This is a genomic window from Pseudomonas peli (assembly GCF_050563605.1).
In the GTDB taxonomy this organism is placed as follows: Bacteria; Pseudomonadota; Gammaproteobacteria; order Pseudomonadales; family Pseudomonadaceae; genus Aquipseudomonas; species Aquipseudomonas peli_A.
On sequence record NZ_JBNXUH010000002.1, the window covers coordinates 43,821 to 59,276 of the forward strand.

Sequence of the window (15,456 nt, forward strand, 5' to 3'; positions counted from 1 at the left end):
GTTTGCGGTTTCGTTTCGGTGTGTTTTGTCATTGTTGTACACCTGTTTATGCAGCGCCTGGGTGGATGGCCACCCAGGCGGATTGCGTTACGCCGGTTGCGCTTCTACGGTGGCTGCCGACTTGGCGGGTTGCTGGAGTTTTTTCATCTGTTCCACACCCCAGAGCACGCGCTCAGGAGTTGCCGGGGCGTCGATGTTCGGTTGTACGCGGTAGTCAGCCAGGCTGGCCACGGCGTCCTTGATCGCACACCACACGGCGATGCCGAGCATAAATGGCGGCTCACCGACGGCCTTGGAGTGGAACACGGTGTCTTCCGGGTTCTTGCGGTTTTCCACCAGATTCACGCGCAGGTCCAGCGGCATATCGGCGATGGCGGGGATCTTGTAGCTGGCCGGGCCGTTGGTCATCAGCTTGCCTTTACCGTTCCACACCAGCTCTTCCATGGTCAGCCAACCCATGCCCTGAACGAAGGCGCCTTCGACCTGGCCGATGTCGATGGCCGGGTTCAGCGATGCGCCGACGTCGTGCAGGATGTCGGTGCGCAGCATCTTGTACTCACCGGTCAGGGTATCGACGATCACTTCCGAGCAGGCGGCGCCGTAGGCGAAGTAGTAGAAGGGACGGCCGGCAGCCTTGTCACGGTCATAGAAAATCTTCGGTGTGCGGTAGAAACCGGTGCTGGAGAGCGATACCTGGCCGAAGTAGGCCTTTTGGATCACTTCCTCGAAACTCAGGAACAGGTCGCGCACGCGCACCTGGCTGTTACGGAACTCGACGTCTTCCGGGGTGACCTTGTATTCGCGCACCAGAAAATCAACCAGACGCTGCTTGAGCGTTTCAGCAGAATTCTGTGCAGCTTTGCCGTTGAGGTCGGCACCGCTGGAGGCGGCAGTCGGCGAGGTGTTTGGCACTTTGTCGGTGTTGGTCGCAGTGATCTGAATACGCGAGATATCCACCTGCAGCACTTCGGCGACGATCTGCGCGACCTTGGTGTTCAAACCCTGGCCCATCTCGGTGCCGCCGTGGTTCAGGTGAATCGAACCGTCGGTGTAGATATGAATCAGCGCACCAGCCTGGTTGAGGAAGGTGGCGGTAAAGCTGATGCCGAATTTCACCGGGGTCAGCGCCAGGCCTTTCTTCAGTACCGGGCTCTTGGCATTGAAGGCGCGGATTTCTTCGCGGCGCTTGCTGTACTCACTGCTTTCTTCCAGCTCGGCGGTCATCTCGTGGATAACGTTGTGCTCGACGGTCTGGTGATAGTGGGTGACGTTGCGCTCGGTCTTGCCGTAGTAGTTGGTCTTGCGCACTTCCAGCGGGTCTTTACCCAGGCTGCGGGCGACCGCATCCATGATCTCTTCGATGGCGACCATGCCTTGCGGGCCGCCGAAGCCGCGGTAGGCGGTGTTCGACGCAGTGTTGGTCTTGCAGCGGTGGCCATTGATGGTGGCGTTGCCGAGGAAGTAGGCATTGTCTGAGTGGAACATCGCGCGGTCGACGATGGAGCCGGACAGGTCCGGCGAGTAGCCGCAGTTGCCGGCGAGTTCAATCTCGATGCCATGCAGCAGGCCGTTGTCATCGAAGCCAACGTCGTACTCGACGTAGAACGGATGACGTTTGCCGGTCATCTGCATATCTTCAACGCGCGGCAGGCGCATCTTGGTCGGCCGGCCGGTGAGGTGCGCGATCACGGCGCAGAGGCACGCCGGGCCAGCGGCCTGGGTTTCCTTGCCGCCGAAACCGCCACCCATGCGGCGCATGTCGATGACGATCTTGTGCATCGGCACGCCGAGCACTTCGGCCACCAGCTTCTGCACTTCGGTGGCGTTCTGCGTCGAGGTGTAGACGATCATGCCGCCGTCTTCGCTCGGCATGACCGAGGAAATCTGGGTTTCCAGGTAGAAATGTTCCTGGCCGCCGATATGCAGGCTGCCTTGCAGGCGGCGCGGTGCGCTGGCCAATTCGGCGGCGGAGTTGCCGATCTTGTGTTGATGGCTGTCGAGGACGAAATGCTTCTTGCGCAGCGCATCGACCACGTCGAGTACCGGCTCTAGGTCTTCGTATTCGATGATCGCGGCCATGGCCGCCTTACGGGCGGTTTCCAGGCTGTCGGCGCCTACGGCGATCACCACCTGGCCAACGTATTCGACCTTGCCATCCGCCAGTAGCGGGTCACCGGCAACCACCGGGCCAATATCCAACTGACCGGGTACATCCTTGCTGGTAATCGCAATGGCCACACCAGGAATGGCGTAGCAGGGTGCGGTGTCGATGCTGACGATGCGCGCATGGGCGCGGTCGCTCATACGGGCATAGACGTGCAGCTGATTAGGGAACTCCAGGCGGTCGTCGACGTAGACGGCTTCGCCGGAGACGTGTTTGTCCGCGCTTTCATGTTTGACGCTCTTGCCGACGCCGGTGGTGATGTCGGCGCGGAACAGTTCGGCCAGTTCGGCCTGGGTTTTGTGCTGGATGTGGTTAGACATAGGCGGTCACCCGGGTTTCGACTTCGGGAGCTTGCAGCTCGAGGAAGAATTTACGCAGCAGATTCTGTGCAGTGAGCAGGCGGTATTCCTTGCTGGCGCGGAAATCGCTGAGCGGGGTGAAGTCCTCGGCCAGCGCGGCGCAGGCGCGTTCGATCACACCCGGATACCAGGCCGAGCCTTGCAGCGCGGCTTCACAGGCAGCGGCGCGTTTCGGGATGGCCGCCATGCCGCCAAAGGCGATACGCGCGCTTTGCACCACGCCATCTTCGACCACCAGGTTGAAGGCGGCGCAGACAGCGGAGATGTCATCGTCCAGGCGCTTGGACACCTTGTAGGCGCGGAACGCCTGGCTGGCCTGATGGCGCGGCACGATGATCTTCTCGATAAATTCGGCTTCCTGGCGCGCTGTCACCTTGTAGTCGAGGAAGTAGTCTTCGATCGGCAGGGTGCGGCTGGTGTTGCCTTTACGCAGGACGATCTGTGCGCCAAGGGCGATCAGCAGCGGCGGGGCATCGCCGATAGGGGAGGCGTTGCCGATATTGCCGCCCAGGGTGCCTTGGTTACGGATTTGCAGCGAGGCGAAGCGGTGTAGCAGCTCGCCGAAGTCCGGGTAGTCGTGGGCCAGCGCTGCATAGCAATCGGACAACGCGGTGGCGGCGCCGATTTCGATGCTGTTCTCAGTCACTTCGACGCGTTTCATCGCTTCGATATGGCCAACGTAGATCATCACCGGCAGCTCGCGGTGGAACTGGGTGACTTCCAGCGCCAGGTCGGTGCCGCCAGCGAGCAGGCGTGCCTCCGGGTTGGCAGCGTAGATATCGGCCAGGTCAGCAACAGTCAGCGGCAACAGGCAGCGTTTGTCGCCGCTGTTGAGCTCTGCGGTGTCTTGCGGCGCGATAGATTTAAGTTGCGCGACGGTTTGCGCTTCGGCAGCGTCGAATTGGTCCGGCTGCTTCTGGCAGCAGGCCTGCTCGGCGGCATCGATAATCGGGCGGTAACCGGTGCAGCGGCAGAGGTTGCCGGCCAGCGCTTCCATGGTGTCGGCCTTGTCGAAGCCGCTGCTGTTTTTCTGCAGGGCGAACAGCGACATGACAAAACCAGGGGTGCAGAAGCCGCATTGCGAACCGTGGCAGTCGACCATGGCCTGTTGCACGCTGTGCAGTTGGCCCTGGTGCTTGAGGTCTTCAACCGTGATCAGCTGTTTGCCGTGCAAGGAGGAAACGAAGGTCAGGCAGGAGTTGAGGGTGCGATAACGCACGCGCTCACCGTCCAGCTCACCAACTACCACGGTGCAGGCACCACAATCGCCAGAAGCGCAGCCTTCTTTGGTTCCGGATTTACCGAGATGCTCACGCAGGTAATTGAGCACGGTGACGTTTGGGTCCAGGGCATGCTCAGTACGCAGCTCCCGGTTGAGTAAAAACTGGATCAAGGACGACCTCCAGGCACTTTATTGTTCTCGTATCAGGCTCTGCTGAAACGACTGAGCACGACTGCGCAGCGTTTCCACACGGCTTGGCATGAGGCGAATCTAGAGTTTTCTGACTTTAGGGTCAACAAATATTTGACTCTTTGGTCAGGCGATTGTCATACGATTCAGTTATGAGCGCGAAAAGCCCTGTGGCTCGGTTAAACGCTAGCCGCTTTTATGCCAAGCAAGGTGTTGCAGAAAAAGTGCAGGGCATAAAAAACGCCAAGGGTGAGGGCCCTTGGCGTTTTTTGTTGCGCGACTGCGCTTAGGAGTGGGTTAGCTGCGAGTCGGTCAGTTGATGCTCTTCACCGGCGTAATAAGCACGTACCCGAGGATCCATCACCGCGCGCCACAGCGGCGGAAACAGCGCCAGAACGATCATCCCGGCATAGCCGTTGGGCAATTGCGGGCTGTCCTCGAAATGGCGCAGCACCTGGTAGCGGCGTTTGGCATAGGCGTGGTGGTCAGAATGGCGCTGCAGATGGAAGAGAAACAGGTTGGTCAGGAGGAAGTTGCTGTTCCATGAATGCGTCGGATTGGTGCGCTCATAGCGGCCATTCTCCAGCTTGCGGCGATGAAGGCCGTAATGTTCCACGTAGTTGACGATTTCCAGCAGGGTGAAGGCGACCACCGACTGCGCGATAAAGAACAGCGCGCCGAGCCAGCCGAAGGCCAGGCTGAAACCGAGGAGAAACAGCGCACTGATCGCATACCAGCCAATCAGCTCATTGCGCCAGTGCAGCGCTGGCAGGTTTTTGCGCTTCAGCCGTTCCGCTTCAAGCTTCCAAGCATTGAGGAAGTTGTGCACATAGGCGTGCGGCAGGAAGGCGTACAAGCTCTGACCGTAGCGCGAAGAGCTGGCGTCTTCCGGGGTCGATACGTGTACATGGTGACCGCGCACATGCTCAATCTTGAAACCGCCGTAGCACACGGCTGCCAGCAGCAAGCCGCCAGCGTTCTGCTCCAGCTGCGGGTCCTTATGGATAAACTCATGGGCTACGGTGATGCCGATGGCGCCAGTCACGGTGCCGACAGACAGCACCCAGCCCAGCTGACCAACCCAGCTCCAGGCCTCATGGTTGACGAATACCCAGCCAGCCCAGCCGAGCATGCCAAGCAAAGCCGGCACGGTTATCAGGCTAAGCAGGCGGTAGTAACCCTGCTGCTCCATTTGCGGCACTTGCAACGCTTCGTCGGGGTTGGCCGGATCACGGCCGATGATGAAATCCAGCAACGGAATCACCCCAAACACCACCAGCACCACCAACCAGGGCCAGGTGTTGGCGTATTGGCTATTTAATGACCAGTAATAGCTCAGTGGGATCCCCAATACAGGGATCAACCAGAACCAGTAGCCGATGCTTTTAATCACAAGCATCCAGTTGGAGGGCAGGCGTTCGAACATGGTGGCTCCGTACTTATTATTGTTGGAGTAGGGTGTTGGTTGGATTGTAGGACAATCCATATTGCTGCCCATCCCCTGGCAGCCCACCTTTTGGTTTGAAAGCAGGCCGCGGATGGCCTTGGCCCGGTAACACCCTGTGTTACACTCGCGCCGGCGCTCGACCGCTCAGGCCAAGCCTGGCGCGGGTTTAGCCGCTTTAAGCCCCCCAATTAGGTCAGATAGAGCCTAAGGATCATCATGACGTTCAAGGCACCGGATAGCCTCGCTGAGCAGATCGCCCATCACCTTGCGGAACGCATCATTCGTGGTGAGTTGAAGGCGCGTGAGCGGATTCAGGAACAGAAAGTCACCCAGGCGCTGAATGTCAGCCGGGGTTCAGTGCGTGAAGCGCTGCTGATTCTTGAGCGTCGTCACCTGATCGTGATCCCGCCGCGCCGCGGAGCGCAGGTGGCTGAACTGACGCCGCATAACGTCAAGAGCCTGTACGCACTTGTCATGGAGCTGTACATCCTGCTGGGCAAGGCGGTGGCGGATAGCTGGCAGGTCGAGGCTGATCTCGGGCCGTTCCTGGTGATACAACAGCGCCTGCAGGACAGCCTGCAGCGCGAAGATATCAACGGCTTTGTCGAAAGCAGCTTCGATATCATGCGTGCCGCCTTCCCGTTCTCCAATAATCCTTACCTGCAGGAAACCGTGGAGAACCTGCTGCCGGCCATCAGCCGTACCTATCACTTGGCACTGGAGCGGCGCAAAGGCGAAATGGGCCAGTTCCTCAATACCTTTGCCGCCTTGCTGCAGGCGATCATCGCCCGCGACCACCAGGCCATCCGCGAGGTATTGCTGGGTTACGGTGAGCACAATTGCCAGCTGGTGCTGGCCGCACTGGCCGACGCTTAAGGAAGGCTGTCTATGCGGCTCAAGTGCATCAAACTGGCCGGTTTCAAGTCCTTTGTTGACCCGACCACGGTGACCTTCCCCAGTAATATGGCGGCAGTGGTCGGGCCTAACGGCTGCGGCAAGTCGAACATCATCGACGCCGTGCGCTGGGTGATGGGCGAAAGCTCGGCGAAGAACCTGCGTGGCGAGTCGATGACCGACGTCATCTTCAACGGCTCGAATACCCGTAAACCGGTGACCCAGGCCTCCATCGAACTGATTTTCGACAACTCCGACGGCACCCTGACCGGTGAATACGCCGGCTACAACGAAATCTCGATCCGCCGCCGGGTCACCCGCGACAGCCAGAACACCTATTTCCTTAACGGCACCAAGTGCCGGCGTCGCGACATTACTGACATCTTCCTTGGTACTGGTCTGGGGCCGCGCAGCTACTCGATTATCGAGCAGGGCATGATCAGCAAACTGATCGAAGCCAAGCCGGAAGACCTGCGTAACTTTATCGAGGAAGCCGCCGGCATCTCCAAGTACAAGGAGCGCCGCCGCGAGACCGAGAACCGCATCCGCCGTACCCATGAAAACCTGGCGCGCCTGACCGACCTGCGTGAAGAGCTGGAACGTCAGCTCGACCGCTTGCACCGCCAGGCCCAGTCGGCGGAGAAGTATCAGGAATACAAGGCCGAGGAGCGTCAGCTCAAAGCCCAGCTCACTGCCTTGCGCTGGCAGGCGCTGAACGAGCAGGTGGGTAGCCGCGAAGCAGTGATCAGCAACCAGGAAGTCAGCTTCGAAGCCCTGGTGGCCGAGCAGCGCAATGCTGATGCGAGCATCGAACGTCTGCGCGATGGGCATCACGAGCTGAGCGAGCGTTTCAACCTGGTGCAGGGCCGTTTCTACTCGGTGGGCGGCGATATCGCGCGTATCGAGCAGAGCATCCAGCACGGTCAGCAGCGTTTGCGCCAGTTGCAGGATGACCTTAACGAAGCCGAGCGCGCGCGCCTGGAAACCGAATCGCACCTGGGCCACGACCGCACGCTGCTGGCGACTCTGGGCGAAGAGCTGGCCATGCTCGAACCCGAGCAGGAGCTGACTGCAGCCGCGGCTGAAGAGTCCGCCGCCGGCTTGGAAGAATCCGAAACAGCCATGCATGGCTGGCAGGAACAGTGGGACAGCTTCAACCAAAGCAGCGCCGAGCCACGGCGCCAGGCCGAAGTGCAGCAGTCACGCATCGCCCAGCTGGAACAAAGCCTGGAGCGCCTGGCTGAACGTCAGCGCCGCCTCACCGATGAGCTGCAGCAACTGGCGGCCGACCCGGAAGATGCGGCGATTATCGAACTGAGCGAGCAGATCGCCGCCGGCGAAATCAGCCTTGAAGACCTGCAGCTGGAAGAAGAACAGCAGGCCGAACGCCTGCAGCAGCTGCGTAATGATCTGCAGCACAGCGGTCAGGCCCAGCAACAGGCGCAAGGTGAATTGCAGCGCCTGAATGGCCGCTTGGCTTCTTTGGAAGCTTTGCAGCAAGCGGCGCTGGACCCAGGCAAAGGTGCCGGTGAATGGCTGCGCGACCAACAACTGAGTGAACGCCCGCGACTGGCTGAAGGCCTGCGCGTTGAGGCAGGCTGGGAACTGGCGGTAGAAACCGTGCTGGGCGCCGATCTGCAGGCCGTGCTGCTGGATGATTTCCAAGGGCTGAATTTTGCCGGGCTTACTCAGGGCGACCTGCGCCTGGCCAACCCAAACAAGGGCGGCGCGCGGGTTGCCGGTAGTCTGCTGGATAAAGTCGAGGCTAACGTCGATCTGGCTCCCTGGTTGGCTAAGGTCAAGCCGGTGCAGAGCCTGGATGAAGCGCTGGCCGCACGCCTGAGCCTGGCCGAAGGCGAAAGCCTGATCAGCCGTGATGGCTACTGGGTCGGCCGGCATTTTCTGCGCGTGCGCCGCGCCAGTGAAGCGGAAAGCGGCTTACTGGCCCGTGGTCAGGAGATTGAACGGTTAAGCCTGGAACGCGATGAGCGCGAAGCCGCGCTAGCTGTGCTGGATGAGCGTTTGACGCATTTTCGCGAAAACCAGCGCGCCCAGGAAGAACAGCGTGAGCAGCAGCGCCGCCAGGCGCAGGACCTTGCCCGACGTCTCGGTGAGTTGAAGGCTCAGCTGTCTGCTGGGCAAGCCAAGGTCGAGCAGCTGATTTTGCGTCGTACTCGCCTGGACAGCGAGTTGCTAGAGCTGGGCGAACAGCGTGAAATCGAACATGAGCAACTGGGTGAATCGCGCCTGCAACTGCAGGACGCCCTGGATGCCATGGCGACCGATAACGAGCAGCGCGAAAGTCTGCTGGCCCGCCGCGACAGCCTGCGCGAACGCCTCGATCGCGTGCGTCAGGAAGCCCGTCAGCACAAGGATCACGCCCACCAATTGGCGGTGCGCCTGGGTTCGCTGAAAGCCCAGCATGATTCCACCCGCCAGGCCCTGGAACGCCTGGAGTTGCAGGCCGAGCGTCTGCACGAGAAGCGTGAGCAGCTCAACCTCAATCTGGAGGAGGGTGAAGCGCCGCTGGAAGAGCTGCGGATGAAGCTCGAAGAGCAGCTCGACAAACGCATGGCGGTGGAAGACGAGCTCAAGCTGGCGCGCCTAGCTCTGGAAGATGCCGACCGCGAGCTGCGCGATGCGGAAAAACGCCGCACCCAGGCCGAGCAGCAGGCGCAGTTGCTGCGTAGCCAGCTGGAACAGCAACGTATGGACTGGCAATCGCTGACCGTGCGGCGCAAGGCGTTGCAGGATCAGTTGCTGGAAGACAATTACGATCTGCACGGCGTGCTCGCCAGCTTGCCGAAAGAGGCCAATGAGAAGGCCTGGGAAGAAGAGCTGGAGCGCCTGGCTGCCCGTATTCAACGGCTGGGCCCGATCAACCTGGCCGCCATCGACGAATACCAGCAGCAATCCGAGCGTAAGCGTTACCTGGATGCGCAGAACGCCGACTTGGTTGAAGCGCTGGATACCCTGGAAAACGTCATTCGCAAGATCGACAAGGAAACTCGCAATCGCTTCAAGGAGACTTTCGATCAGATCAACGGCGGCCTGCAGGCGCTATTCCCGAAAGTCTTCGGTGGCGGCAACGCCTATCTGGAGCTGACCGGTGAAGATTTGCTGGATACCGGCGTAACCATCATGGCTCGTCCGCCTGGCAAGAAGAACAGCACCATTCATTTGTTGTCCGGCGGGGAAAAGGCGCTGACCGCATTGGCCTTGGTTTTTGCCATCTTCAAACTCAATCCGGCGCCGTTCTGCATGCTTGATGAGGTGGATGCACCGCTGGACGACGCCAACGTCGGGCGTTATGCGCGGCTGGTAAAAGAGATGTCAGAAACGGTGCAATTTATCTATATCACCCACAATAAAATCGCCATGGAAATGGCCGATCAGTTGATGGGCGTGACCATGCATGAGCCCGGTTGTTCGCGATTGGTGGCCGTGGATGTGGAAGAAGCGCTGGCACTGGTGGAATCATGATGCGCGAGGCGGTGTAAAGTTATCTTTCGTCGTGCTAGCTTAATGCGCATTGTTATTAGACGTGACGTTATAAAGCAGGGAAAGGCCTGACAGAACATAGGCTTGGCGTCACGTAAAAGAATTAGCAAAATGGGCCAGGAAGGCCCTTTTCATCACATTTTTATTAGGGGTTAAGGTATTTCATGGAATTCGGTCTGCGCGAGTGGCTGATAGTCATCGGCATTATTGTGATTGCCGGCATCCTGTTTGATGGTTGGCGGCGGATGCGCGGTGGCAAGGGCAAACTGAAGTTTAAACTTGACCGCAGTTTTTCCAATCTTCCCGATGATGACAGCGATCCTGATCTGCTAAGCCCGCCACGGGTTATCGACCGCAGCAATGAACCTGCCTTTGATGAAGAAGACCTGCCGTCGTTGAGTGCCCGCGAGTTGAATCGTCGCCGTAGCGGCGAGCCGCAGCAGGGTGACCTTAATCTGGGTCTGGAAGAACCCGTGCCGACGCTGCTTAACCCGGTGGATGACGAGGTGGTTAAACCCGCCAGTCAGGCCAAAGAAAGCAGCAAGGAGTTGCCGCCGGTTGAAGAAGTGCTGGTGATCAATGTGATCGCCCGCGATGCCGATGGCTTCAAAGGCCCGGCGTTGCTGCAGAATATTCTGGAAAGCGGCCTGCGTTTTGGCGAGATGGATATTTTCCATCGCCATGAAAGCATGGCGGGTAATGGTGAAGTGCTGTTCTCCATGGCCAATGCATTGAAGCCTGGCACCTTTGATCTCGATGATATCGAAGGCTTCAGCACCCGTGCTGTGAGTTTCTTCCTCGGTCTGCCTGGCCCGCGTCATCCCAAGCAGGCTTTTGATGTGATGGTGGCTGCCGCGCGCAAACTGGCCCATGAACTCAATGGCGAGTTGAAGGATGACCAGCGTAGCGTGATGACTGCGCAAACTATCGAGCATTATCGCCAGCGCATCGTGGAATATGAGCGCAAGCAACTGACCAATAAGCGCTGATTTAACCTATGAAATACAAAGAGCAGCCAAGGCTGCTCTTTTCGTTTGAGAGAACACCGCAATGACCGACGCCTCGACTGCTGCCCAGCGCATTGTGCAACTGCGTGCCGAACTGGACGGGCACAACTATCGCTATCACGTACTCGACGAGCCAAGTATTCCGGACGCCGAGTACGACCGCCTGTTTCATGAGCTCAAAGCCCTGGAAGTCGAACACCCAGAGCTGGTCACGGCCGATTCACCGACCCAACGTGTCGGCAGCCTAGCGCTCTCGGCCTTTGGTGAGGTCAAGCATGAAGTGCCGATGCTCAGTCTGGGCAATGCCTTCGAAGAAACCGACCTGCTGGATTTCGATCGCCGGGTGCGTGATGGGCTGGACCTGCCAGCGGGTGATCTGTTTGGTGGCGGGGCCGAGGTTGAGTACAGCTGCGAACCCAAGCTTGATGGCCTGGCCGTTAGCCTGTTGTACCGCGATGGCGTGCTGGTTCGCGGTGCCACTCGCGGCGACGGTAGTACCGGTGAGGACATCAGCGTCAACGTGCGCACCATCCGCAATGTGCCGTTAAAGCTGCAGGGCGAGGGCTGGCCGTCCGTGTTGGAAGTGCGTGGCGAAGTCTTTATGTCCAAGGCCGGTTTCGAGGCGCTGAATGCTCGGCAGCTGGAGCAGGGCGGTAAGACCTTCGCCAATCCGCGCAATGCTGCTGCGGGCAGCCTGCGCCAGCTGGATTCGAAAATTACCGCCAGCCGTCCGCTGGAGTTCTGCTGCTACGGCATCGGCCAGGTACAGGGCGAGCTGCCGCAAACCCATATCGGTATTCTTGAGGCCCTGAAGCAATGGGGTATGCCGATCAGCCGTGAGTTGAAATTGGCTAAGGGCGCAGATGAATGCCTGGCCTACTACCGCAGCATCGGTGAGCGCCGCGAGTCGCTGGCTTATGAAATCGACGGCGTGGTGTTCAAGGTCAACAGCTTGGCCTATCAGCGTGAGCTGGGCTTTCGCGCCCGCGAACCGCGCTGGGCGATTGCCCACAAATTCCCGGCGATGGAAGAGCTGACCGAGTTGCTGGATGTGGAATTTCAGGTCGGCCGTACCGGCGCGGTTACCCCGGTAGCACGCTTGAAACCGGTCAAAGTGGCGGGCGTTACAGTGTCCAATGCCACGCTGCACAATATGGATGAAGTGGCGCGTCTGGGGGTGATGATTGGCGATACGGTAATTATCCGCCGTGCCGGTGATGTGATTCCGCAGGTCGTTCAGGTGGTTCCTGAGCGGCGTCCACTGGATGCCAGGCCTGTGCAAATTCCCGAAAGTTGCCCGGTGTGCGGCTCCCACGTTGAGCGTACCCAGCTGGTCAAGCGCAGCAAGGGCAAGGAAACTTTCAGTGAAGGCTCGGTGTACCGCTGTGTCGGCCGCCTGGCATGCGCTGCGCAGCTCAAGCAGGCGATCATCCACTTCGTTTCGCGCCGCGCCATGGATATTGAAGGCCTGGGCGATAAAACCATCGAGCAACTGGTTGATGAGCAGCTGATCGCCTCGCCGGCCGATCTGTATAAGCTGACCTATGAGCAGATCATCAACCTGGAAGGCTTTGCCGAGGTTTCCTGCAACAAGCTGCTGCAGGCCATTGACGACAGCAAGCAACCCAGCCTGGCGCGCTTTATCTACGCCCTCGGCATACCCGATGTGGGCGAGGAAACCGCCAAGGTGCTGGCTCGTTCGCTGGCATCTCTGGAGCGCGTGCAGCAGGCCTTGCCAGAAGTGCTGACCTACCTGCCGGATATCGGCCTGGAGGTGGCGCATGAAATCCACAGTTTCTTTGCCGACAGCCATAACCAGCAGGTGATCACGGCTTTGCTGGCCAGTGATCAGTGCGGGCTGCAATTGCAGGAGCAAGGCGAGCTGAGTGCCGAGTTCAGCGCCAGCGCCACACTGGCGGGAATGCTCGACAAGCTGAATATCCCGTCTGTAGGCCCCGGTGGCGCGCAGAAGCTGGCGGATAAGTTTGGCAGTCTGGAAGGCGTACTGGCGGCTGACTGGTTGGATATGCGCCAGACCCTGCCTGAGAAACAGGCTAATGCGGTGCGCGAGTTTTTCGAGGTTGCTGCCAATGCCGAGCGCGCGCGCGCCATCGAAGCTCAGCTAAAGGCCTTTGGCATGCACTGGCTGAGCGAGAAGAAAGTTATCGAAGGCTTGCCGCTGGCTGGGCAGACCTGGGTACTGACAGGCACGCTGGAAGTGATGAGCCGCGACGCAGCCAAGGAAAAACTGGAGAGCCTGGGGGCCAAGGTGGCGGGTTCGGTGTCGGCGAAAACCAGCTGTGTGGTGGCGGGGCCGGGGGCGGGCTCGAAGCTGGCAAAAGCCAGTGAGCTGGGTGTGCGGGTGATTGACGAGGCGCAGTTCTTGTCAGCCCTGGCGGGCTTTGGCCTCTAGATTGTGCAGGTTATGCACTGCCCCCAAACGAAGCTCGGGGGCAGTTCGACAACTTAGTTACCGGTTACGTTGACGCAGGTTTCGCCGAAGAACGGGTAGAAGCCTTTGGTGTGGTAATCAGCGGTAGCGATGGTGTCGATGTTGCCATTGGCCTTGGCGGCAGCAATGGAAGCGTCGCCTTTGTTGATCAGACCGATGATGGTGGTGGCGCAAGCAGTGCCGGTTTTGCTACCGGAAGCGGTAGTGGCAGTGATCGGGCCTTTGACGTCGGTGATCAGACCAACGCTGACTGGCGACAGGCCAGTGGCGCAACCGCTGAGCAGGGTAACCAGGCCGGCAGCCAGAGCAATTTTCTTCAACATATCGTGATTCCTTTTCGCTTATCCGTAAGAAGCTTTACCCATCCAGGTAAAGCGCCCGGGCACCCTAAAGCAGTGCCTGGCTAATAACAAGGTCGCCTGCTTTTTTTCAAACCGGTTTCAAATTTATGAAATCTTTCTGTGGCTTTTCCACCGGCAATTGTTCTCGCGCTGCACGCTATTGATTCGGCAGCCCAATAGAGAACGTGGCGATATTCAGTGATGTGGATCTAGGGGGAGGTTGCCTGGCGCTTCGATCAGCGCCAGGCAAGGAGTGATCAGTCGCCGCGGTATTCGCAACCACTGGTGCAGGTTTCGTGGATGCGGATGCGCGACAGTTCAGGCAACAGCGGCTTGAGTTGCTGCCAAATCCACTTGGCCAGCACTTCACTGGTGGGGTTTTCCAGGCCAGGAATATCGTTCAGGTAGTTGTGGTCGAGCTGCTCGTAGAGCGGCTTGAAGATCGCCTTGATCTCGGAGAAGTCGCGAATCCAGCCGGTATAAGGGTCAACTTCACCTTCGATATACACCGCCACCTTGAAGGAATGGCCGTGCAGGCGCCCGCATTTGTGGCCTTCCGGGACGTGAGGCAGGCGGTGCGCGGCCTCGAACATAAACTCTTTGAACAATTCCACGGTCTTTCTCTCAGGTGGTATGCGGCTAACAGCGCGTTTAGCAAGGCGCGAATATTACCAGCTCAAAGGCTGTTAACCGAGTAGCACGGAGGATTGGATACAGTTTTATGGCTGATTGCGCTCCAACCGATAGATGCTGACGGCCTCGTAAACCGCCTTTCTCAGACGGTTGATACCGCCAATCGGACGGTGTTCGGGCAGTGCATGCCAGGGGTTGAAGGACAGGTTGTCGCAGAACAGGTTCTGCTCGCGGCTATCAAAATCCTGCGCCGGCACCTTGATGGTGGCGACTGTTTCGAACGGCGAGATGGTCTCACTCCATTCAACGCTGGGGTCTTCGATGGGCATGTAGTACTCGGCGTTCTGCCGCTGTACCTGCAGGGCAAAACAGGCGGGTACACGGTCCAGCGACAGCTGCTGGTACAGCGCATTACGCAGGAAGTTCGGCAGGTCGCGGTTCTGTTCAGGCACCTGATACTCGGGGCAGGCCTCTGGCTGAGGAATGACCCGGTATTTGATGTTGTGCTCACCCAGTTTGAATGGCGCGATGGAGTTGTAGGTGGTCGCCAGCGGGGTTTCCGGCGCTGGGGAGAGGGTCTTCAGGGCGATGATCAGGTGGCGGATTTCCCAGCTGTTGGGGTTCCAGCTGGTGAAAAAGGCCATGGCCTTTTTACCGTCGGCCTGGGCGGCGAAGTTGCTTTTGTACTGGGCCACGTCGCGCACGAAAAAGGCTGGGTGATTGAACATCACAAAGTCCTGCTCGCTGGCGTGCTGCGGGCTTTGCGTTAGTTTTTCACCCGGCACATCCAGCAGTTTGATCGCCATGCCGCGTGCATCGCGGGCTCGGTCGAACTGCGGGTAGGCATTGCCGTTGGACAGGCGCATCCAGGCTTGCCAGGTTTTCCCCGGCTCGCTGAGTACGCCGCGTTGCAGGCTGCTATCGATATCGGCGCTGACGGTGACTTCGGCTTTCATGCAGCCATGGGCCTTGGCGTGGGCATCGCGCAGCACGCGGGTATTGTCGCGGTGCTGTTCGACCACGCGAATGGCATCTTCGATGATGCCTTGGGTCAGCGCGGCTTCATCGGCCGGGATCTGCTCTTCAGTGGATACAGGGCCGGAGAACTTCCAGCCGTAATAGGCCGCACCGATGGCCCAGCCGCCGATACCGATGGCCAGTACAAGCACCAGCAGTTTGCCAAGTACGCGGCCGAGCCAGAGCCAGAATCGTTTAAACATGGAGTCAATTCCTTTTAATTATTCTCA

10 protein-coding genes are annotated in these 15,456 nt (G+C 59.2%); 4 read left to right on the forward strand and 6 right to left on the reverse strand.

What is annotated here, in order from left to right:
- Nucleotides 1-87: 87 nt before the first annotated feature.
- The 3 genes from xdhB to ACQ4LH_RS02535 all read right to left on the reverse strand — a co-directional run bounded on the left by xdhB (nt 88) and on the right by ACQ4LH_RS02535 (nt 5,360).
- The gene (gene xdhB / locus ACQ4LH_RS02525) at nt 88-2,484 is read right to left on the reverse strand and encodes a xanthine dehydrogenase molybdopterin binding subunit (protein ID WP_430695780.1); all 2,397 of its coding nucleotides are present in this window, start codon (nt 2,482-2,484) and stop codon (nt 88-90) included.
- Nucleotides 2,477-3,916 (reverse strand): xanthine dehydrogenase small subunit, encoded by a 1,440-nt coding sequence (gene xdhA, locus ACQ4LH_RS02530; RefSeq protein ID WP_430695781.1) that lies wholly within the window; start codon nt 3,914-3,916, stop codon nt 2,477-2,479. Before xdhA ends, xdhB begins: the two co-directional genes overlap by 8 nt.
- Nucleotides 3,917-4,220: 304 nt before the next feature.
- Entirely contained in the window at nt 4,221-5,360 is a 1,140-nt protein-coding gene (locus tag ACQ4LH_RS02535; RefSeq protein WP_430695782.1) for an alkane 1-monooxygenase, read from the reverse strand.
- Nucleotides 5,361-5,597: 237 nt separating this feature from the next.
- Here ACQ4LH_RS02535 and ACQ4LH_RS02540 point away from each other — a divergent pair, with 237 nt between their 5' ends.
- From ACQ4LH_RS02540 to ligA, 4 genes are all read left to right on the forward strand, one after another.
- A complete protein-coding gene (locus ACQ4LH_RS02540) occupies nt 5,598-6,257 on the forward strand; it encodes a GntR family transcriptional regulator (protein WP_257778376.1) in 660 nt (219 codons plus the stop codon).
- 12 nt (nt 6,258-6,269) lie between these two features.
- The gene (gene smc / locus ACQ4LH_RS02545; protein WP_430695783.1) at nt 6,270-9,758 is read left to right on the forward strand and encodes a chromosome segregation protein SMC; all 3,489 of its coding nucleotides are present in this window, start codon (nt 6,270-6,272) and stop codon (nt 9,756-9,758) included.
- A gap of 182 nt (nt 9,759-9,940) precedes the next feature.
- Nucleotides 9,941-10,765 (forward strand): cell division protein ZipA, encoded by an 825-nt coding sequence (gene zipA / locus ACQ4LH_RS02550; protein WP_430695784.1) that lies wholly within the window; start codon nt 9,941-9,943, stop codon nt 10,763-10,765.
- 61 nt (nt 10,766-10,826) lie between these two features.
- The gene (gene ligA / locus ACQ4LH_RS02555; protein WP_430695785.1) at nt 10,827-13,196 is read left to right on the forward strand and encodes an NAD-dependent DNA ligase LigA; all 2,370 of its coding nucleotides are present in this window, start codon (nt 10,827-10,829) and stop codon (nt 13,194-13,196) included.
- Between the two features lie 53 nt (nt 13,197-13,249).
- Here the strand turns inward: ligA and ACQ4LH_RS02560 are convergent, their stop codons facing one another.
- The 3 genes from ACQ4LH_RS02560 to ACQ4LH_RS02570 form a co-directional block, all read right to left on the reverse strand.
- The gene (locus ACQ4LH_RS02560; protein ID WP_430695786.1) at nt 13,250-13,558 is read right to left on the reverse strand and encodes a TRL-like family protein; all 309 of its coding nucleotides are present in this window, start codon (nt 13,556-13,558) and stop codon (nt 13,250-13,252) included.
- A 275-nt stretch (nt 13,559-13,833) separates the two neighbouring features.
- Nucleotides 13,834-14,190, reverse strand: coding sequence for a 6-carboxytetrahydropterin synthase QueD (gene queD / locus ACQ4LH_RS02565; protein ID WP_090241991.1), 357 nt, complete (start codon nt 14,188-14,190; stop codon nt 13,834-13,836).
- Between the two features lie 105 nt (nt 14,191-14,295).
- Complete coding sequence (locus ACQ4LH_RS02570; protein ID WP_430695787.1) at nt 14,296-15,429, reverse strand: catalase family protein; 1,134 nt, start codon at nt 15,427-15,429, stop codon at nt 14,296-14,298.
- Between the last annotated feature and the right edge of the window lie 27 nt (nt 15,430-15,456).